Raw genomic sequence first — 18862 nt, forward strand, 5'->3', positions numbered from 1 at the left:
CCGGTCGCCGGCGCGCGGCTGCAGGCCGGCCAGGCGATCCCGCCGGCCGAGCTCGAGGCGTTCGTCGACGGCATGGTGCGCCGGGCGATGGCGCGGGAGCACGTCGCCGGCGCGGCCGTCGCCGTGGTGCAGAACGGCCAAGTGCTGCTGAAGAAGGGCTACGGCTTCGCCAGCCTCGCGCCGCAACGGGCGGTCGATCCCGACCGCACCCTGTTCCGCATCGGCTCGATCTCCAAGACCTTCACCTGGATCGGGGTGATGAAGGAGGTGGAGGCCGGCCGCATGCGGCTGGACCAGCCGGTCAACCTCTACCTGCCCGAGCGCCTGCGGGTGCGCGACCAGGGCTATGACCAGCCGGTCCGCGTCCTCGACCTGATGGACCACGCCGCGGGCTTCGAGGATCGCGCCTTCGGCGAGCTGTTCCTGCGCGACTACGACTACGTCCGGCCGCTGGAGCTCTACCTGCGGCGCGAACGGCCCCGGCGGGTGCGCCCGCCGGGCCAGGTCGCCAGCTACTCCAACTATGGCGCGGGGCTCGCCGGCGAGGCCGCGGCCTTCACCTCCGGCAAGCCGTTCGAGCGGCTGATGGAGGAGGAGATCTTCCTGCCGCTGGGCATGCGCCACACCACTTTTCGCGAGCGCCGCCCGGAGAAGGGCGCGCTGCCCGCGCCCATGCCCGAGGCCCTCGCCGCCGACGTAGCGGAGGGCTACCGCTGGCGCGGCGGCGGCTTTAACCAGCAGCCCTATGAGTTCATCGGCCAGATCGCCCCGGCGGGCTCGGCCGCGTCCACCGCCTCGGACATGGCGCGCTACATGCTGGCCCTGCTGGGCGGCGGCCAGCTGGGCGAAGCGACGGTCTTCGGCCCGAAGACCGCGCAGGCGTTCCGCACGCCGATCCTGGCGACGCCGCCCGGCGTCAACGGCTGGGCGCACGGCTTCATGGTCCAGCCCCTGCCCGGCGGACGCACCGGCTACGGCCACGCCGGCGAGACGCTCTCCTTTACCGCCAACATGGTCACCGCGCCCGAGCTGAACCTCGGGATCTTCGTGGCGACCAACACCGCCAGCGGCGCGAGTTTGAGCCGGGACCTGCCGAAGGCGGTCGTCCGCGAGTTCTACGCCCAGCCCGCGACCTTCCCGCAGGCCGGCTCGCCGGAGCTGATCCAGGACGCCAAGCGGTTCGCCGGCCACTACCTGGGGACCCGACGCCGCTACGGCGGGCTGGAAGGCTTCGTCGGCCTGCTCAGCGCCGGCGCCCAGGTCTCGGTCACGCCCGAGGGCCGGCTCGTCACCTCCGGCGTCGGCGGCGCCAAGGTCTGGGTCGCCGACGGACCGGTCGAGGCCGGCCGGTTCGTCGCCGCCGACGGCGAGGCGCGGCTGGCCTTCAAGATGCAGAACGGCCAGGCGGTCTCTTTCCAGACCGGGCCGAACCTGCAGCAGTTCGAGCGCGCGTCCTTCTGGCGCTCGCCCGGCGGGCTCGGCCTGATGGCGGGGCTCGCCGCGGCCGCCTCGATCGTGTGCCTCGCCGGGGCGATGCTGCGCAGCCGGCGCGAGCTTCGCGAGAACCAGGTCCAGAGCCGCGCGGCCCTGGTGCAGAACCTGCAGGCGGGGCTCTGGCTGATCGGCATGGCGAGCTTCGGCGTCTGGACCGTCAAGTCCCTGCGCGATCCCTCGCGGCTGTTCTTCGCCTGGCCCGGCGCGCTGCTGGTGACGGCCTCGGCCTGCGCCCTGGTGGCCGGAACTCTGACCATCGCCACCATGGTCGCCCTGCCCGCGGTCTGGCGCGGCGGCCGGCGGGTGGATTCCTGGCCGATCCTGCGCCGCGCGGCCTTCACGCTCACGGTGGCGATCTACCTCGGCTTCGCCATTCTGCTCGCCCGCTGGGGCGCGCTGGCGCCGTGGAGTGGCTGAGCCGCCTGTTGCGGCTCGGCGCCTAAATTACGCCTGGCGGCGCGCGCAGCCTTAGCCGATGGGACATCACGCATGAAACGGTTGCTGGCCGCCCTCGCCGCGGGATGGCTGACGGCCAGCGCGGCGCACGCTGGAGAGGCCGTGACGACCGCGGGCGCGAGCGGCCAGACCCCGCCGCTGGCCGCCGCGCCTGCAGAGCCGCTGAGCGCCCGGACGGCGCGCCCGACGGACCTCGACAACCTCACGCCCCTGGCCGCCTCCCGGTGCGCCGCCCTGGTTCCCGCCGACGGCAAGGCCCACGGCGAGGTCTGGGGCGGCGTCGGCTCCCACGGCTACCGCGACGCCGGCGGCGCGGTGACCATCCCGACCGGCAAGTGCTCCAGCGTGTCGATCGCGGTCGACCGGGTGCAGGGCGACTTCGGCGGCTGGCGCCGCTGAGGGCCTAAATCCCGACCCGGAGCAATTCGGGCGCGTCCGGCGTTGGGCGTGCTCGCGTGCGTTTGCGCCGCACACGCCATCATAGAATTTATCAATTGGAAATATACGGACGATCGATTGGACAATGGGTAGGTCGGGATCTATCTCCCGATGCACTCACCCCATCACAGAGCGAGGACAAACTCCCATGTCGCTGATCGGAACCGAAATAAAACCCTTCACCGCCCAGGCCTTCAAGGACGGCAAGTTCGTTTCCGTTTCGGACGGCGACCTGAAGGGCAAGTGGTCGGTCGTGTTCTTCTATCCGGCGGACTTCACCTTCGTCTGCCCGACCGAGCTCGAAGACCTCGCGGACAACTACGGCGAGTTCCAGAAGCTCGGCGTCGAGATCTACTCGGTCTCCACCGACACCCATTTTTCGCACAAGGCGTGGGCCGACGCCTCTCCGGCGATCAAGAAGATCCGCTACACCATGGTCGGCGACCCGTCCGGCGCGATCACCAACAACTTCGGCGTGATGCGTGAGGGCCAGGGCCTGGCCGACCGCGGCACCTTCCTCGTCGACCCGGCCGGCGTGATCCAGTTCATGGAGATCACCGCCGAGGGCATCGGCCGCAACGCCGCCGAGCTGCTGCGCAAGGTCAAGGCCGCGCAGTACGTCGCCAGCCACCCGGGCGAAGTCTGCCCCGCCAAGTGGGAAGAAGGCGCCAAGACCCTCGCGCCGTCGCTCGACCTCGTCGGCAAGATCTAACTCTCTCTGCCCCGCAGTCGTCGCCCTTCCGGGCGGCGGCTGCCACAGCGGCCCTTGCAACGGAGGCCGCCATGAAAAATCCCTGTCTCGGAGCCGCGTAATGTTGGACAACGGTCTGAAGGCCCAGCTGAAGGGCTACCTGCAAAACCTGGTCACCCCGGTCGAACTCGTGGCCTCCCTCGACGACGGCCCGAGTTCGCGCGAGCTGCTCGCGCTGCTGAACGACATCGCCGGCGAGAGCGACAAGGTGACGGTGCGCACCGACGGCCAGGACGCCCGGCGCCCGTCGTTCGAAATCCGCCGCGCCGGCACGGACATCGCCGTCGCCTTCGCCGGCCTGCCGATGGGCCACGAGTTCACCTCGCTGGTGCTGGCCCTGCTGCAGGTCGGGGGCCACCCGCCGAAGGTCTCCGACCAGGTGATCGAGCAGGTCCGCGCCCTGGAAGGCGAGTTCCGCTTCGAGACCTACTTCTCGCTCTCCTGCCAGAACTGCCCCGACGTGGTGCAGGCGCTGAACCTGATGAGCGTGCTGAACCCGCGCATCAAGCACGTGGCGATCGACGGCGCCCTGTTCCCGGACGAGGTCGCCGCCCGCGGCGTCATGGCGGTGCCGACCGTGCTGCTGAACGGCGAGGCCTTCACCCAGGGCCGCAAGGGCCTGGAAGAGATCCTGGCGATGGTCGACACCGGGGCCGCCGCCCGCGCGGCCGAAGCCCTGCGCGCCAAGGAAATCTTCGACGTCCTGGTGGTCGGCGGCGGACCGGCCGGCGCGGCCGCGGCGATCTACGCCGCGCGCAAGGGCATCCTGACCGGTGTCGCCGCCGAGCGGTTCGGCGGCCAGGTGCTCGACACCATGGCGATCGAGAACTTCATCTCCGTCCAGGAGACCGAGGGCCCGAAGCTGGCCGCGGCGCTGGAGGCCCACGTCGCGAACTACGACGTCGACATCATGAACCTGCAGCGCGCCACGAGCCTGAAGGCCCCGGGCGAGCCCGGCGGCGTGATCGAGATCGCGTTCGAGAGCGGGGCGTCCCTGCGCGCGAGGTCGGTCGTGCTGGCCACCGGCGCCCGCTGGCGGACGATGAACGTCCCCGGCGAAGCCGAATACCGCAACAAGGGCGTCGCCTACTGCCCGCACTGTGACGGCCCGCTGTTCAAGGGCAAGCGCGTGGCGGTGATCGGCGGCGGCAACAGCGGCGTCGAGGCGGCGATCGACCTGGCGGGCATCGTCCGCCACGTGACGCTGATCGAGTTCGACCCGCAGCTGCGCGCCGACGCGGTCCTGCAGCGCAAGCTTGCGACCCTGCCGAACGTCACGGTGATCACCTCGGCCCAGACCACCGAGGTGCTGGGCGACGGCGAGCGGGTGAGCGGCCTGGTCTACAAGGACCGCAACAGCGGCGAGAGCCATCGGGTCGAACTGGAGGGCGTGTTCGTCCAGATCGGCCTGGTCCCCAACACCGACTGGTTGAAGGGATCCGGCGTCGCGCTCAGCCCCCGCGGCGAGATCGAGACGGACGTCAAGGGCGCGACCTCGCTTCCCGGCGTCTTCGCCGCCGGCGACGCGACGACCACGCCCTACAAGCAGATCGTCATCGCCATGGGCGAAGGCTCCAAGGCCGCGCTCTCGGCCTTCGACTACCTGATCCGCCAGGTCCCCGCGGAGGACCAGGCGAAGGCGGCGTAACAGATCCTCCGCAAGGGGAGGTGGCCGAAGGCCGGGGGCTTCCGCTCAGACGTCGACGACGCTGCACGCCGACTTCTGAGGGGGAGCCTCTTTTGGCTCTGCTGGCACATCCCCCAGGATTTCTGCGCTTCAATCCAAATCATTCAGGTAGGATTTATGGGCTCTCCCCGTGTGCGAGAGCGTCATGTCCACCACGAAAGTTCCTCCGTTCGGCCTCGGCGCGCCGCTCCGGCCCTTCCGGCTGCCGGAGCCGTTGACCGGGCGTCTGCTCGGTCCGGAGGACTTTCCGGCGGCGCGGGCGTTCCTCGTGGCCTTCATCTGCAACGCCTCTCCGGCGGTGCAGCATGTGGCCGGCGCGCTCGCCGCGCTCACACGGGATCTCGATCCCCTCGGGCTACGGACGCTGGCGGTCAATTCCGTCCCCGACGAGCCGCCCTCTGACGTCGCGGCCGAGGCGCTGCGGCGCGGCTACGTCTTCCCCTATCTGATCGACCAGACCCAGGCCGTCGCCCGCGCCTACGGGAGCGTCCGCACGCCCGACTTCTACGTCTTCGACCGCAGCCGGCGGCTGACCTACCACGGCCGCTTCGACGCAACGGACCTCGGAGGCGAGCGCCCAGCGCATGGCGGCGACCTGCGCCGCGCGCTGGTCCGCGCACTGAACGGCGAGGCGCAGCCGCAGCATCAGGCGCCGGCAAGGCCCGCGGGCTCGGGCAGGCTTCCCCCGCCTAGTCGCGGACCGCGGTGAGCGTGACGAAGTCCGAACCGATCACGCCCTCGGCCATCAGCCGGTCCTCGAGCGCGAAGAACGCCTCCAGGAGGGCGACGTCCTCCGGGGCTTGCGCATCGAAGTTCTGGACGATGCCGCTGAGGCCGATGTGCAGCAAGGCGCCGCCGAGCTGGCGCTGCTCGACGACGCGGAAGTGACGCCTGACCGTCGCCAGGATCGCCGACGAGCGGATCGCCTCGGACGGATCGACCGCGATCATCTGAGCGATGGTCGGCCGCGCCGGCCGCGGCCTCACGCCGCCGAGCGGCATGCGGCGAAAGCGGACCGGCAGCGCCTCGACGAATGCGTTCATGTGGTGCAGCTGGGCGTCGGTCCACTGGAACCGGTCGGGGCCGACGAACTCGTTGAGGTGGAAGATCCCGCCCGGGCGGAGCGCGCGCCGCACCGCCCGGCAAAGCCCGTCGAGGTCCTCGATATGATGCACGGACTGGTGGGCGAAGACGATGTCGAACGCCCCCTCGGCGAAGTCGGCCCGCTCCAGGTCGCCGACGTGGTACTCGATCTGCCCCAGACCGGCCTCGGCCGCGAGGCGCCGCGCTTCCTGGATCGCTCCGGACGAGAGGTCGATGCCGTCGATGCGCTCGGCGACGCCCAGGCTGGCGAGACCGCGCTCGAGGCCGCCATGGCCGCAGCCGAGCGACAGGACGCGGGCGACCGGAAAACGCCAGCCCTCCGCGGTGAGCCGTTCCTTCAGGTGGATGTAGCCGTCGGCGTCCGGCCGGCCCGAGGATTTGACGCGCAGCCGCCGCGCCACCAGCGGGTGGCCCATCCAGTACATGCCCTCCGCCTTCGCCCGTTCCTCCGGGGAAGCCGCCCAGAGCTGGCTGACCCGCATCCGGGCGGTCCAGCGGCCGAGGACGGAGCCGCGCAAGACGCCGCTGAGGGCGCGCCAGGCGAAGACGTTCAGCCGGTACGCGGTCCTTCCGCAGGTTCGCGCCCATTGGTCCAGCGGCGCCGGCAGGCGGCCCGCCAGGTCTCGCAGAACATCGATCCGCGGCGCCAAGCTCACCCCGTCTCCTTGCTCCCGATCCCCGGACGGGGCGCCAGTCGCAGCCGACACGATAGCAGAGGTCGCGCACGCAGGGTGCGCGTTTTCCCGGAGAGCCGTCGACACGTGGAGCGGGAACCCGCCGCCACCCTGAGCAGGAAAGCCCGGATTAAGAGATCCACCGCCGCGGCGAGGTGCGACTCCGAGGCGGCGCGCGGCCGCAAGTCCCTGCGCCGGAAGGCTTTTCCGCAGCCAAGCGCGCCTGCTGCGGCGCCACGCCTTAACCGATGTTAAGAGCGCGTTTACCAAATCGCTGGGAAATTCCTGCCTAGCGGCTGGCGGGGGGCACGCCTGACGCGACGCCTTTGGGGGAAGGACGCCTGCGTTGAGTAAGGTTCTGGCGGCGCTTCAGAAGTTCGGGATCGGGCGGCTCGTCGCCCTGCTCGGCATCGCCGCCGGCGTGGCCGCGGCGCTGGTCGCCGTGACCATGAACCTGGGCGAGCCCAAGGCCCTGCTCTACGCCAACCTCGACCTCAAGGAAGCCGGCTCCATCACCCAGGCGCTGGACCAGGCGGGGATCAAGTACGAGGTCAAGGGAGACGGCTCGACCATCATGGTGCCGCGCGACCAGGTGGCCTCGACGCGGCTGATGCTCTCTTCCAAGGGCCTGCCGACCACCGGCTCGGTCGGCTACGAGATCTTCGACAACACCAATGCGCTCGGCCAGACCGACTTCGTCCAACAGCTGAACCGCCAGCGGGCGCTGGAAGGCGAGCTGGCGCGCACCATCCAGGGCCTGGACGGCGTGACCTCGGTGCGCGTCCACCTGGTGCTGCCCAAGCGCCAGCTGTTCGAGGAGGAGGCCGAGCAGCCCTCGGCCTCGGTCAACATCCACGTCGGCGGCCGCGAGCCGGGGCCTGAGCAGGTCCGCGCGATCCAGAACCTGGTGGCCGGCGCCGTGCCGAGCCTCAAGCCCGACCGGGTGACCGTCGTCGACCAGCACGCCAAGACGCTGTCCGGCGGCGAGCAGGGCCTGGCCTCCGAGGGCGACAGCCGCAAGGCCGACGTCGAGCAGCGGATCGCCAAGCAGGTCAAGCAGCTGGTCGAGGGCGTCGTCGGTCCGGGCAAGGCGCGGGTCAACGTCACCGCCGACCTCCAGCTCTCGCAGGTCACCGTGCAGCAGGAGACCTTCGACCCCGACGGCCAGGTCGTGCGCTCGGAGTCCACCGCCGACGAGAACTCCAAGCAGAACGAGCCGGACTCCAACGGCCAGGTCTCGGCGACCTCGAACATCCCCGGCGGCGCCGGCCCCAACGTCACCAACAGCACCTCGGCGAGCGGCCGCCAGGAATCGACCACCAACTACGAGATCTCCAAGACCACCCGCACCGAAGTGCAGACGCCAGGCGAGGTGAAGCGCCTGTCGGTCGCGGTCGCGGTCGACGGCCTCACCGCCGCCGGCAAGGACGGCAAGCCGGGCCCCTACACCCCCCGCAGCGCCCAGGAGATGCAGCAGATCGAGCAGCTGGTGCGCTCGGCGGTCGGCTATAGCTCCGATCGCGGCGACCAGGTGACCGTCGTCAACGTCCGCTTCCCCAGCGCCGACGACCAGGAAGGCGTCACCGCCGCCAACCCGCTGATGGGCTTTGACAAGAACGACGTGATGCGCGCCGCCGAGCTGGGCGTGCTGGCGGTCGTGGCGGTCCTGATGATCCTCTTCATCCTGAAGCCGATGCTGGCCCCGTCGGGCGGTGGGAAATCCGGCTCGGGCGGCGGAGAGGGCCTGCCCATGCTGCCCGGCCAGGCCGTGACCCGCATGACCACCACCGCCGACGGCCAGCCCCTCCAGCTGGCCGTCGATCCGGTCACCGGCCAGCTGGCCCTGCCCGGCCCGATCGCCGGCGGCGGCGAGCTGGACCAGAAGATCGACATCGCCCGCATCGAGGGCCAGGTGAAGGCGAGCTCGGTCAAGCGGGTCGCCGAATTCGTCGAGCGGCACCCTGAGGAATCCGTCGCCATCCTGCGCAGCTGGCTGCACGAAACATGAAGCTGCCCGCGACCAAGAAGACCATCCTGGACTCCCACCGGCTGACGGGGCCCGAGAAGGCGGCCGTCGTGCTGCTGTCGCTGGGCGAAGAGCACGCCCAAGTCTGGCAGGCGCTGGACGAGGAGGAGATCAAGGAGATCTCCCAGGCCATGGCCAGCCTCGGCAACGTCCACTCCAGCGTTGTCGAGGAGCTGCTGGTCGAGTTCGTCTCCGGCATGTCCGGGGCCGGCGCGATCATGGGCTCGTTCGAGCAGACCCAGAAGCTGCTCTCGGCGATCATGCCGCCGGAGAAGGTCGACCAGCTGATGGAGGAGATCCGCGGGCCAGCGGGTCGGACCATGTGGGACAAGCTCGGCAACGTGAACGAGGCCGTGCTCGCCAACTATCTGAAGAACGAATACCCGCAGACCGTCGCGGTGGTGCTGTCGAAGATCCGCTCCGAGCACGCCGCCCGCGTGCTGGCCGCCCTGCCCGAGGACTTCGCGCTGGAGTGCGTCACCCGCATGCTGCGGATGGAGCCGGTGCAGCGCGAGATCCTCGACAAGATCGAGCAGACCCTGCGCAATGAGTTCATGTCGAACCTGGCGCGCACCTCCAAGCGCGACAGCCACGAGCTGATGGCCGACATCTTCAACGCCTTCGACCGCCAGACCGAGGCCCGCTTCATCACCGCGCTGGAGGAGCGCAACCGCGAGTCCGCCGAGCGGATCCGGGCGCTGATGTTCGTCTTCGAGGACCTCAACAAGCTCGATCCGGGCGGCGTGCAGACCCTGCTGCGCGGGGTGGAGAAGACCCAGCTCGCGCTGGCGCTGAAGGGGGCTTCGGACGCGCTGAGGGAGATGTTCTTCTCCAACATGAGCGAGCGCGCCGCCAAGATCATGCGCGAGGACATGGAGAACATGGGTCCCGTGCGCCTGCGTGACGTCGACCAGGCGCAGATGGCCATGGTGCAGGTCGCCAAGGATCTCGCGGCCAAGGGCGAGATCATGCTGGCCACCGCCAACGGCGAAGACGAGTTCGTGTACTGATGACCGGCTCCCCCCACCAGAAATTCGACTTCGACACCGAGTTCGACGCGGCCGGCGAGGTCGCCTATGTCGCGCCCCGGCCCAAGCGCAGCTTCACGCCGGAAGAGGTCGAGCAGATCCGCGCCCAGGCCTACGCCGAGGGCGAGCGGACGGCGATCACCAGCATCACCGCCCAGCAGATGGCGGCGCTCTCGGAGATCGCGCGGGCCTGCAGCCAGGCCCTGCCGGCGTTGGCGACCGTCGCCCACCAGCACCGCGTCGGCGCGGCCGAACTGGCGCTGGCCTGCGGGCGGGCGATCGCCGGCGCGGCCTTGGCGCACTTCCCCGAATCCCCGGTGCAGGCGGCGCTCGAAGCCCTGGCGCGCGAGATCGAGGCCTCGCCGCGGCTGGTCGTGGCCGCCGCCCCCGACCTCGCCGAGCGCCTGCAGGGCCCGCTGGAGGAAGCGGCCAGCCGGGCCGGCTTCTCAGGCGCGATCCAGGTGCGCGCAGACCTCGCCATGGGCCGCCACGCCTTCACCCTCGACTTCGGCGACGGCGCCGGAAGCTTCGATCCCGCCCAGGCCGCGCAACGCGTCACCGAGGCCCTGCAGGCGGCGCTGGCCGCCGAGGGCCTGCACGGCGAAGCCTTGACCTTCGAAAGCTGACCTCATGTCCAACGACCTCAGACTCGACGAATTCGGCGAAGGCGGCCTGCCCGACGCGGGCGGGCACGAGGACAAGACCGCCGGCGACCTGGCGCCGGTCTTCGACGTGCCGGTCAATATCTCGGCGGTGCTGGGCCGGGCGAACCTGTCGGTCGCCCAGCTGCTGCAGCTCGCCCAGGGCAGCGTGCTGGAGCTCGACCGCAAGGTCGGCGAGGCCATCGACATCTATGTGAACAACCGCCTGGTGGCGCGCGGCGAGGTCGTCATCGTCGACGAGCGGCTGGGCGTGACCATGACCGAAATCATCAAGGACGGCGACGCGCAGGCCTGAGCGGGCCTTCGCGGGAAGATAAGGAGACGGGACCATGCGACTTCTGGTCGTCGGAAAACTGAACGGACAGCTGTCGTCCGCCGCCAAGCTGGCGATGAGCGCGGGCGCCAAGGTGAGCCACGTCGAGACCATCGAGGCGGCCACCAGCGCGCTGCGGGCCGGCCAGGGCGCGGACCTCCTGATGGTCGACTACCAGCTCGACATCCGCTCGCTGATCTCGGCCAACGAGGCCGAGCGGATCCGGGTGCCGGTGGTGGCCTGCGGCGTGGCGGCCGACGCGGCCGGCGCGGCGGCGGCGATCAAGGCCGGGGCCAAGGAGTTCATCCCGCTGCCGCCCGACGCCGAGCTGATCGCCGCCGTCCTGGCCGCCGTCGCCGACGACAACCGCCCGATGGTCGTCAAGGACCCGGGCATGATGAACGTGCTGGCCCTGGCCGACCAGGTCGCCGCCTCCGAGGCCTCGATCCTGATCACGGGCGAGAGCGGCGCGGGCAAGGAGGTCATCGCCCGCTACGTGCACCAGAAATCGCGCCGGGCGGCCAAGCCCTTCATCAGCGTCAACTGCGCGGCGATCCCGGAGAACCTGCTCGAGAGCGAGCTGTTCGGCCACGAGAAGGGCGCCTTCACCGGCGCGGTCGCCCGCCGCATCGGCAAGTTCGAGGAGGCCAACGGCGGCACGCTGCTGCTGGACGAGATCTCCGAGATGGACGCCCGCCTGCAGGCCAAGCTGCTGCGCGCGATCCAGGAGCGCGAGATCGACCGGGTCGGCGGCGCCAAGCCGGTCAAGGTCGACATCCGCATCCTCGCCACCTCCAACCGCGACCTCGCCCAGGCGGTGAAGGACGGGACCTTCCGCGAGGACCTGCTCTACCGGCTGAACGTGGTGAACCTGAAGCTGCCGCCGCTGCGCGAGCGTCCCGGCGACGTCATCGCGCTGGCCGAACACTTCGTGCGCAAGTACGCCGCCGCCAACGGCGTGCCGGAGCGGCCGCTGTCGGCCGAGGCCCGCCGCCGGCTGGTCGCCCACCGCTGGCCCGGCAACGTGCGCGAGCTGGAGAACGCCATGCACCGTGCGGTGCTGCTGGCGAGCGGCGCGGAGATCGAGGAAGGCGCCATCCGCCTGCCGGACGGCCAGCCGCTGGCCGCCGCCGACCCGCACGTGCGCACCGTCCAGGCCGCCCAGTTCGCCGCCGAGACCGCCGCCCGCGGCTTCGTCGGCCAGACGGTGGCCGAGATGGAGCAGCAGCTGATCCTCGACACCCTGGAGCACTGCCTGGGCAACCGCACGCACGCGGCCAACATCCTCGGCATCTCGATCCGCACCCTGCGCAACAAGCTCAAGGAGTACACCGAGGCCGGCGTCTCCGTGCCCGCCCCGCAGTCCGGCGCGAGCGCGGCCTAACCACGCCATCCACCGCTCATCCCCGCGAAAGCGGGGACCCAGGCTTTTTCCGTTTCCCGACTCCGGCCAAGGCTTGCTCGTGATCCGCACGTTCGCGAACAAAAACGCCTGGATCCCCGCTTTCGCGGGGAAGGGCGGAGCGTAAGCGCATGGCTGACGCCTCCCTACCCGGCCTGAAGACCGCCCCCACGCCGAAGGAGATGTTGGGCTGGGTCGCGCGCGGCGACGTGGCGCTGGCGCTGGGCATCGTCAGCATCGTCGTGCTGTTGATCCTGCCGGTCCCGGCGCTGCTGCTGGACCTCCTGCTGGCGATCTCGATCTCGACCGCTGTCCTGATCCTGATGACCGCGCTGATGATGAAGCGCCCGCTGGACTTCACCAGCTTTCCGACGGTGCTGCTGGTCTCCACCCTTTACCGGATGGGCCTGGAGATCGCCTCGACGCGGCTGATCCTGGGGCACGGCCACGAGGGGGCGCATGGCGCCGGCCAGGTCATCCAGGCGTTCGGCCAGCTGATGATGGCCGGCAACTTCGCCATCGGAGTGATCGTCTTCGCCATCCTGGTGGTGGTGAACTTCGTGGTCATCACCAAGGGCTCCAGCCGGATCGCCGAGGTCGCCGCCCGCTTCACCCTGGACTCCATGCCCGGCAAGCAGATGGCGATCGACGCCGACCTGTCGAGCGGGCTGATCGACCAGGACGAGGCCAAGAAGCGCCGCAAGGAGCTGGAGCAGGAAAGCACCTTCTTCGGGGCCATGGACGGCGCCTCGAAGTTCGTCCGCGGCGACGCCATCGCCAGCCTGGTGATCGTCGCCATCAACATCATCGGCGGCATCCTGATCGGCGTGATCCAGCACCACGTGCCGATCGCGCAGGCGCTTTCGACCTACACCATCATGACCATCGGCGACGGCCTGGTCAGCCAGATCCCGGCGCTGGTGATCTCGATCGCGGCGGGCTTCCTGGTGTCGAAGTCCGGGGTCGAGGGCTCGGCCGACAAGGCGCTCGTCGCCCAGCTGGCGATGAACCCGATCAGCCTGGGCATGGTCTCGGGCGTCGCCGGCGTCATGGCCCTGGTGCCGGGCATGCCGATCATCCCGTTCGCGGCGATCTCGGTGGGCGCGGGCGCGCTGGCCTGGCGGCGCTCGCAGAAGGCCGCCGAGCCGGCGGTCAACATCGTGGGCGAGCAGGCCAACGCCGAGCCGGAGGAGGAGCCGATCTCCGCCAGCCTGGCGATCGACGAAATCAAGATCGAGCTGGGCTACGGCCTCCTGGGCCTGATCAACGACCTGGAGGGCCGCCGGCTCACCGACCAGATCAAGGCGCTCAGGCGCACGCTCGCCACCGACTTCGGCTTCATCATGCCGGCGGTGCGGATCCTCGACAACATGCGCCTGCCCAGCCAGGGCTACTGCATCCGCATCAAGGAGATGGAGGCCGGCCAGGGCGAGGTGCGCCTGGGCCACCTGATGGCGATGGACCCGCGCGGCGGCCAGGTGGAGCTGCCCGGCGAGCACATGCGCGAGCCGGCCTTCGGCCTGCCGGCGACCTGGATCGACGACTCCTTGCGCGAGGAGGCGACCTTCCGCGGCTACACCGTGGTCGACCCGGCGACGGTGCTGACCACCCACCTGACCGAGATCCTCAAGGAGAGCATGCCGGACCTGCTGTCCTACGCCGAGGTGCAGAAGCTCCTGAAGGAGCTGCCGGCCGAGCAGAAGAAGCTCTCCGACGACCTGATCCCCAGCGTGGTCACCGCCACCACCGTCCAGCGCGTGCTGCAGTCGCTGCTGCGCGAGCGGGTGTCGATCCGCGACCTGCCGGCGATCCTCGAAGGCGTCGGCGAGGCCGCGCCGCACACCACCTCGGTGACCAACCTGGTCGAGCAGGTGCGCACGAGGCTCGCCCGCCAGCTCTGCTTCGCCAACCGCGGCGACGACGGGGCGCTGCCGATCATCACCCTGTCGCCCGACTGGGAGATGGCCTTCGCCGAGGCCCTGGTCGGCGCCGGCGAGGAGAAGCAGCTGGCGCTGGCCCCCTCGCGCTTGCAGGATTTCATCCGCGGCGTGCGCGAGAGCTTCGAACGCGCGGCGCTCGCCGGCGAGAACCCGGTGCTGCTGACCAGTCCCGCGATCCGGCCCTACGTCCGCTCGATCATCGAACGCTTCCGCGGCCAGACCACGGTGATGAGCCAGAGCGAGATCCACCCCCGCGCGCGACTGAAGACGGTGGGGCAGATCTGATCTCGCTCCCTTAAAGGACGGACGCGACGTCTGCGCCGTTGCGGCGCAGGCCCCACGCTGGTAGCGGTTCGGGAAACGGGGCGACCAAGGCTCCGGAATATCTGGGACACGGATGCGGCGACCTCTGAACCGACCTCAAGGCCCGGGCGCAGCCCTGATCTGGGACCTGCTCACCTTCGAGCGGCTGATGACCAATACGGTCGTCCACCTGATCTACTGGGCCGGCCTGGCGATCATCGCCGTCGGCGTGTTCGGCTTCATCGGCGCGGCCGTCGGCGTGGCGATCCGCGACCCCTTCCCCTGGGGCGTCCTGATGGCGGTGCCGGTGGCGGTCGTGGGCCTCCTGGTGATGGCCGCCCTGCTGCTGCTCTGGCGCTCGTTCTGCGAGTTCTACGTCGCCATCTTCAAGATCAGCGAAGACCTCTCGGCCATGCGCGCCGACCTCGAGGCGGAAAAGACCAAGCTCCCGCCGCGCTGAACCGCCCGCCGACTACCGCCCGCCGGCCGCGCGGCGCAGGCCGAGTTCGTCCATCTGGGCGGCTTCGCGCTGGCCGGCCTGCTTCACGGCCAGGATCTGCGCCTGCTCGGCGACCTGCTCGTACTTCTTCTGGGTCTCGAAGGCCTTGCCCAGCGAGTCGCGGACGCCCTGCTCCTCCAGCTGCACCAGGTGCAGCTCGCGGCGCACCGCGTCCATTCGCACGCCCAGCGCCTGCATGTAGTGGACGATCCGCCAGCCGTTCTGCGGGTCCAGGGCGGCGGCCGCCTGCTCGGCCTCGCCCTCGGCGTGCAGCATGGCCAGCTTCATCTCGACCTGGGACCGCTGGTCGGCGATCTCCGACAGCCGCTTCTGCAGGGTCTCCACCTCGTAGTTGGAGAGCTTGATCAGGGACTGGGCCCAACGGGTCATGCGGCTTCACTCAGGATCTGGCCCAGGCGGGCGAAGGACTCGTCCAGGCCGGTCGCGTCGTGCGGGTCCTGGGAGAGGAATTCCTCGAGGGCGGGGTTCAGCACGATGGCGCGGTCGACCTCGGGGTCGGCGCCCTGGCGGTAGGCGCCGATGCGGATCAGCTCTTCCATGTTGGCGTAGGCCGAGAGCGCCCGGCGCGCGCCCTTGACGATGTCGCGTTCGTGCAGGTGCTGGCAGCCGGGCATAGTCCGGCTGATCGACTTCAAGACGTTGATCGCCGGGAAGCGGCCGCGCTCGGCGATGCCCCGCTCCATGACGATGTGGCCGTCGAGGATGCCGCGCACCGCATCGGCGATCGGCTCGTTGTGGTCGTCGCCGTCGACCAGGACGGTGAAGATGGCGGTGATCGGGCCGGCGGTCGTCCCGTCCGGCCGCACCGGGCCAGGTCCAGCCCGCTCCAGGAGCTTCGGCAGCTCGGTGAAGCAGGTGGGGGTATAGCCCTTGGTGGTCGGCGGCTCGCCGGCGGCCAGGCCGATCTCGCGCTGGGCCATGGCGAAGCGGGTGACCGAGTCCATCATGCACAGGACCTCCAGGTCCTGGTCGCGCAGGTACTCGGCGACGGCCATGGTCATGAAGGCGGCCTGGCGGCGCTTCAGCGCCGGCTCGTCCGAGGTCGCGACCACGACGACCGCGCGCTGCAGTCCCTCCTCGCCCAGGGTCTCCTCGACGAACTCGCGCACCTCGCGGCCGCGTTCGCCGATCAGGCCGACGACCACCGCGCCGCACTCGGCGTTCTTGGCCAGCATGGAGAGCAACACCGACTTGCCGACGCCGGAGCCTGCGAACACCCCCAGGCGCTGGCCGCGGCAGCAGGTGGTGAAGACGTTCATCGCCCGCACGCCCAGGTCCAGCCGATCGCCCACCCGGTCGCGGGCGTGGGCGGGCGGCGGCGGGCTGCGCAGCGGATAGGCCGCCATGCCCTGCGGCAGCGGGCCCTTGCCGTCGATGGGATTTCCGAAGGCGTCGATGATGCGGCCGAGCCAGGCCCTGGTGGGCCTGACGCTGGCGGCCTGGGGCTCGATGCGGATCTCCGAGCCCGGAGCCACCCCCTCGACCGGGCCGAACGGCATCAAGAGCGCGCGGGTCTCGCGAAAGCCGACCACCTCGGCCGCCAGCGGCGCCTCGCCGACGCGGTCGATCTCGGCCCGCGCGCCGACCGCCAGGCGCGAGAGCCCGCCACGCGCCTCGATCAGGAGGCCGTTGACCGCGGCCACCCGCCCGGAGACGGTCAGAGGATCGAGCCGCTCGACGGCGGCCACCAGACTTCGCAAGAAAACGCCCCTAAACCCCGGGCGCAGGTTCGTTGCTTCGGTCTTAATCAGTCGTGAAGATCGCATGCGCATGCGCCGCAGGCGGGTGAGCCCCCCTTTTTCCGCGTCGTCCCGGAAGCGGCGCAGCCGCTGTCCAGGATTCATACGCGCCGCGTGGAAGACCGTCCGTCGGCGGCGACGCTGCGGGAAAACCGGGATGACGGCTGTGGAGGGGACCTCGCTGCTTCGCGCCGCTGTCCACTCACAAAAGATTCAACGCCCCCGCAAAAGCCCGCCTCCGGCCCGCTTGCCCCCCTGAGTCAAATCAGCTTAACGCTTTCGATCACGGGGGAAGGTTTCCATTAACCAGTTTTAAATCGCCTTGCGCGCAGCTTAACCGCCGAGGTTCTGAGCGGATTCCGAGAATCCCAGGGCGAAACGGGGACGCAGTAGGAGAAGCTTATGCGCGTACTGTTGATCGAGGACGACAGCGCTACCGCGCAGAGCATCGAACTGATGCTCAAGTCCGAGGGATTCAATGTCTATACGACGGATCTGGGCGAAGAAGGCGTCGATCTGGGCAAGATCTACGACTACGACCTGATCCTGCTTGATCTGAACCTGCCGGACATGAGCGGCATGGACGTCCTGCGCACCCTGCGCGTGGGCAAGATCAACACGCCGATCATGATCCTGTCGGGCACGGCCGAGATCGACACGAAGGTGAAGACCTTCTCCGGCGGCGCCGACGACTACATGACCAAGCCGTTCCACAAGGACGAACTGGTCGCCCGCATCCACGCCGTGGTCCGCCGCTCGAAGGGCCACGCGCAGTCGGTGATCAAGACCGGCGACATCGTCGTCAACCTCGACGCCAAGACCGTCGAAGTGAACGGCATCCGCGTGCATCTGACCGGCAAGGAATATCAGATGCTCGAGCTGCTCTCGCTCAGGAAGGGCACGACGCTGACCAAGGAGATGTTCCTGAACCATCTCTACGGCGGCATGGACGAGCCCGAGCTGAAGATCATCGACGTCTTCATCTGCAAGCTGCGCAAGAAGCTGGCCGCCGCCGCCGACGGCAAGCACCACATCGAGACCGTCTGGGGCCGCGGCTACGTGCTGCGCGACCCGCACGAGGCCGAAGTCGCCGCCTGAGGCGGCGCCGAGGAGCGTATGTAGACGCCCGCCGAGAGGCGGGCGTTTTCATTTGACGCCGCCTGAAGCTCGTCGTCTCGGCGGCGCCTTGAGCTAAGATTGGCGGCGATCTGTTCACGGGAGGTCTCGTGGGGCGCTCGATCGCATTGCTGCTGGCGCTGTTCGCGGCCGCCCTGATCGCCTGGAGCGATCTGCGCCTGCCCGCGCCCGCGCCTTCGAGCGCCCCCGGCGCCTTCTCCGCCGACCGCGCCATGGCCGACGTGCGGCTGATCGCGCCGAAGCCTCACCCCATCGGCTCGCCCGCCAATCATGCGGTGCGCGACCGGCTCGTGGCGCGGATGACGGCGCTGGGCCTCGCGCCCCGCCTGCGCCACGACGACGTGCTGCTGAAGTATCGCGACGGCTCGCTGCATGGCGGATCGACCGAGACCCTGGTCGGCGTCCTGCCCGGCCGCGATCGCGCTCAGCCGGCGCTCGCGCTCATGGCGCACTACGACAGCGCCCCCGGCGCGGCGGGGGCCGCCGACGACGGCGCCGGCGTCGCTTCGGTGCTGGAGGTCGTCCGCGCAATCCGCAGCCAGGGGATTCCGGCGCGCGACGTCGCCGTCATCCTGACCGACGGCGAGGAGGCGGGTCTGCTCGGGGCCCACGGCTTCTTCGCGCGCGATCCCATGGCGAAGCGCCTGGGCTTCGTCCTGAACCTCGAGGCGCGCGGTTCCGGCGGCCGGGTGCAGATGTTCCAGACCGGCCAGGACAACGGCGCGGCGATCCGCCTCTTCGCCGCCACCTCGCAGCGCCCCTCCGCCGGCTCGCTGTTCGACTACGTCTACGCCAAGCTGCCGAGCGACACCGACTTCACCGTCGCGCGCCGGGCCGGCAAGCAGGGCTTCAACTACGCCTTCACCGGCCGCTTCTTCGACTACCACACGCCGATGGACACGCCGGCCAACCTGCAGCGCGGCGCCTTGCAGGACCTGGGGCAGCAGACGCTCGCGGCGGCCCGGCCGTTGGCCTTCGGGCGAAACCTCCCGCCGCCCCGGCCCGACGCCGTCTACGGCGTGCTGTTCGGCGACACCATGCTGGCCTACCCGCAAGGATGGGGCTGGCTGCCGATCGGCCTGGCCGCCGCCCTGATCGCGCTCGCCGCCGCGCGGGCGAGGCGGCGCGGCGTGCTGGCCTGGGGCGAAGCAGCGCGCGGCGCGCTCGTCTTCCTCTACACTCTGGTCG

17 protein-coding genes are annotated in these 18862 nt (G+C 70.1%); 14 read left to right on the forward strand and 3 right to left on the reverse strand.

The genetic code is table 11. From position 1 onward, the window contains the following. From VJS38_RS19435 to VJS38_RS19455, 5 genes are all read left to right on the forward strand, one after another. A partial coding sequence (locus tag VJS38_RS19435) for a serine hydrolase domain-containing protein (protein WP_324089797.1) occupies positions 1–1911 on the forward strand: 1911 nt, incomplete at its 5' end. 72 nt (positions 1912–1983) lie between these two features. Further along, on the forward strand, positions 1984–2349 hold the full coding sequence (locus VJS38_RS19440; protein WP_324089798.1) for a hypothetical protein: 366 nt from the start codon (positions 1984–1986) through the stop codon (positions 2347–2349). Between the two features lie 187 nt (positions 2350–2536). Further along, complete coding sequence (ahpC, locus tag VJS38_RS19445; protein ID WP_324089799.1) at positions 2537–3100, forward strand: alkyl hydroperoxide reductase subunit C; 564 nt, start codon at positions 2537–2539, stop codon at positions 3098–3100. A 100-nt stretch (positions 3101–3200) separates the two neighbouring features. Next, positions 3201–4787: an alkyl hydroperoxide reductase subunit F gene (gene ahpF, locus VJS38_RS19450; RefSeq protein WP_324089800.1), complete on the forward strand. Its 1587-nt coding sequence runs from the start codon at positions 3201–3203 to the stop codon at positions 4785–4787. 184 nt (positions 4788–4971) lie between these two features. Continuing rightward, on the forward strand, positions 4972–5535 hold the full coding sequence (locus VJS38_RS19455) for a redoxin family protein (RefSeq protein ID WP_324089801.1): 564 nt from the start codon (positions 4972–4974) through the stop codon (positions 5533–5535). Here VJS38_RS19455 and VJS38_RS19460 read toward each other — a convergent pair. Beyond that, the gene (locus tag VJS38_RS19460; RefSeq protein WP_324089802.1) at positions 5516–6586 is read right to left on the reverse strand and encodes a class I SAM-dependent methyltransferase; all 1071 of its coding nucleotides are present in this window, start codon (positions 6584–6586) and stop codon (positions 5516–5518) included. The genes VJS38_RS19455 and VJS38_RS19460 overlap by 20 nt on opposite strands. Before the next feature lie 364 nt (positions 6587–6950). Between VJS38_RS19460 and fliF the strand changes: the two genes are divergently transcribed. The 7 genes from fliF (at position 6951) to VJS38_RS19495 (ending at position 14738) form a co-directional block, all read left to right on the forward strand. Further along, entirely contained in the window at positions 6951–8612 is a 1662-nt protein-coding gene (gene fliF, locus VJS38_RS19465) for a flagellar basal-body MS-ring/collar protein FliF (RefSeq protein ID WP_324089803.1), read from the forward strand. Next, a complete protein-coding gene (fliG, locus tag VJS38_RS19470; protein ID WP_324089804.1) occupies positions 8609–9640 on the forward strand; it encodes a flagellar motor switch protein FliG in 1032 nt (343 codons plus the stop codon). Before fliF ends, fliG begins: the two co-directional genes overlap by 4 nt. Beyond that, complete coding sequence (locus tag VJS38_RS19475) at positions 9640–10284, forward strand: flagellar assembly protein FliH (RefSeq protein ID WP_324089805.1); 645 nt, start codon at positions 9640–9642, stop codon at positions 10282–10284. Before fliG ends, VJS38_RS19475 begins: the two co-directional genes overlap by 1 nt. Before the next feature lie 4 nt (positions 10285–10288). After that, the gene (fliN, locus tag VJS38_RS19480) at positions 10289–10615 is read left to right on the forward strand and encodes a flagellar motor switch protein FliN (protein ID WP_324089806.1); all 327 of its coding nucleotides are present in this window, start codon (positions 10289–10291) and stop codon (positions 10613–10615) included. A gap of 34 nt (positions 10616–10649) precedes the next feature. Further along, entirely contained in the window at positions 10650–12017 is a 1368-nt protein-coding gene (locus tag VJS38_RS19485) for a sigma-54 dependent transcriptional regulator (protein ID WP_324089807.1), read from the forward strand. A gap of 149 nt (positions 12018–12166) precedes the next feature. Continuing rightward, positions 12167–14260 (forward strand): flagellar biosynthesis protein FlhA, encoded by a 2094-nt coding sequence (gene flhA, locus VJS38_RS19490; RefSeq protein WP_324089808.1) that lies wholly within the window; start codon positions 12167–12169, stop codon positions 14258–14260. A gap of 112 nt (positions 14261–14372) precedes the next feature. After that, complete coding sequence (locus tag VJS38_RS19495; protein ID WP_324089809.1) at positions 14373–14738, forward strand: DUF4282 domain-containing protein; 366 nt, start codon at positions 14373–14375, stop codon at positions 14736–14738. A 12-nt stretch (positions 14739–14750) separates the two neighbouring features. Here VJS38_RS19495 and VJS38_RS19500 read toward each other — a convergent pair whose 3' ends face one another. Both VJS38_RS19500 and fliI read right to left on the reverse strand, forming a co-directional pair. Continuing rightward, the gene (locus VJS38_RS19500; protein WP_324089810.1) at positions 14751–15167 is read right to left on the reverse strand and encodes a flagellar export protein FliJ; all 417 of its coding nucleotides are present in this window, start codon (positions 15165–15167) and stop codon (positions 14751–14753) included. Further along, positions 15164–16498: a flagellar protein export ATPase FliI gene (gene fliI / locus VJS38_RS19505; RefSeq protein WP_324089811.1), complete on the reverse strand. Its 1335-nt coding sequence runs from the start codon at positions 16496–16498 to the stop codon at positions 15164–15166. The genes VJS38_RS19500 and fliI overlap by 4 nt, the downstream gene beginning before the upstream one ends. 441 nt (positions 16499–16939) lie before the next feature. Between fliI and ctrA the strand changes: the two genes are divergently transcribed. Beyond that, on the forward strand, positions 16940–17635 hold the full coding sequence (ctrA, locus tag VJS38_RS19510) for a response regulator transcription factor CtrA (RefSeq protein ID WP_324089812.1): 696 nt from the start codon (positions 16940–16942) through the stop codon (positions 17633–17635). A 128-nt stretch (positions 17636–17763) separates the two neighbouring features. Next, on the forward strand, positions 17764–18862 hold a 1099-nt coding region (locus VJS38_RS19515), incomplete at its 3' end, for a M20/M25/M40 family metallo-hydrolase (RefSeq protein ID WP_324089813.1).

Origin of the sequence: Phenylobacterium sp., from assembly GCF_035276905.1 — a bacterium.
In the GTDB taxonomy this organism is placed as follows: Bacteria; Pseudomonadota; Alphaproteobacteria; order Caulobacterales; family Caulobacteraceae; genus Phenylobacterium.